The organism is Bacillota bacterium (assembly GCA_012839765.1).
In the GTDB taxonomy this organism is placed as follows: Bacteria; Bacillota; Limnochordia; order DUMW01; family DUMW01; genus DUMW01.
Map to the genome: position 1 here is coordinate 1 of DUMW01000086.1, position 1,898 is coordinate 1,898.

Genomic DNA, 1,898 nt, shown 5'->3' on the forward strand with positions numbered 1-1,898 from the left:
CATACCCCCCCTCATCAAAACTGGTAGGTCCAAGCCCGATATTCTCGTAGGCATTGTACCGGAAAAGGTTGTTCTCAATGACCATGTTTTCATTCTGCAGTACGATGCCAGTACCGAAATTGCTTTCAAACACGGAATCGCGGATGATCCCCTCCTCGAAGACCCAGCCCAGGGGGGTAAACAGGGAGCCTACCCGCACCTGCTCAGGGAGGGGCTCAGCAAGGGTCAGGGTATACACCGGATGGGGACCACTTTGGCTGTGGAGGGTACAGGAGACAATCTCCCGCTCCACCGGTACCTCCCCTACCCAAAAGACAACCTTGGTACCCGCTTGGAAGGTCCGGACGTCCTTTCTGCGGAGGAAATACCTGAAGGTCTGTGCATCTAGAATCTCCGTCACTTCTCCAAAGCAGGACTTCATATTGATGGGATCCCAGCGCACTCCCTTCACCACTACCTCTTCCATGACCAACTTGCCGGTGTTATTGGAAAAATGAAAGCCATCCCGAGGACCGGTAGCCAACCAATCCCCATCGGGGCGAATCTCCACCTTTTGGAAGGTAAGGTTCCGGTTGAACCCCGCAAGCACCCCCATGAGGATGCTGTTGTAGATGTGCACATTCCTAAAGGTGACATCCTCCGAATCCATGATCCACACGTTATTGGAACCACTGTTCACATTGAAATGCCAGGAGACACCCTGTCCCACTTCCACCAAACCGGAAAAGCCCATGCCTTGGATTTTGTACCTTGTGGCCCCCTCTGCGTTATCGACGGGCTGCCAGGTGTTTTCAAAACGGGCCCCACTAGTCCCGATGGACAATGCGGCCACGGGCAGCAACTGTCTCGTCTCCAAATCCCAGGCATTAGCGGAATAGCATTTCATCCCGGGGAAATGGGGCAGGCCGGGTAGGATATCCACCACTACCACGTCATTGGCCCGATCCACCGCGACCACCTTTCCGGCGGTACTGAAGCGGGGGTTGTAGTCCAAAATAAAGTTTTCCACCAACACATTCTTGCTGTTCTTGATATAGATATGACCTGGTCCCTCGGAACCGGCCACATCATTCTTCAGCTTGGCGGTGATCTCTAAGATCGTCGCCGGTGCCCCGTCTTCCCCCACTGCTCCCCGCAGCGTGATGCCCTCTACATTTACGAGGTCAATCATCATCTGCGAAGTATTGGGGTATTTCAAGGTATAAACCCCGGGTTCAAAAACTAACACATCTCCATAACCCTTCTTGACAGCCGCGATGGCCTTACGCAGGGCCATCGCATCATCCCGACCATCATCAGGGATGACCCCATAATCCCGCACATAGATCAAACGTTCCTCTGCCAACACCAATCCTCCCCACTGCACCACCAACAGCCCCAGAATCAGGGCGGTCAGCATGAAGCTGGTCAACAGCCTCCGTCCCATAGCAACCTCCCCATGTTTCAGTCTTTGCCGGTCTTGGAACAACCCGCTTCTCCCCGGCGGAAGAGTTATCGCAAGTACTAAACAACTGAGGCGGGGATACATATTTACAATAACCCAAGCAGTCTCCTCTGTAAAGCCCTGGGGCCTGTTGAAACATTTTCCTTTCGGGCAACCAATCGCTAAACAACCGGCCTTACAACTGGGTCCGCCATAGTTACACCCCCGGGATCTGCAGCACCAACCTGGTAGATCACGTTTCTCACTTTTCAAGTGTTGGAAACACAGATGAAAACCAGGATCCCATCATGGGTAGCTAGCCCGCGTACCATGTTTTCTAGCCGGTCCTCTATTGCGCACAAGTCTTGCACCGGGGAGGAGCTGGGTACAACGGTTTCCCCACAAGAGGTCCAAATTATCCGTGAATTGGCGCCGGCTTTCCTGATATGAGGATGTAGCGACGAGGGATCAATTC

At 53.4% G+C, this 1,898-nt stretch carries 1 protein-coding gene; it reads right to left on the reverse strand.

Annotation, left to right across the window (positions count from 1 at the left end):
* Positions 1-1,426: hypothetical protein (locus GXX57_08630; GenBank protein HHV44710.1), on the reverse strand; the 1,426-nt coding region annotated here is incomplete at its 3' end.
* Positions 1,427-1,898 lie beyond the last annotated feature (472 nt).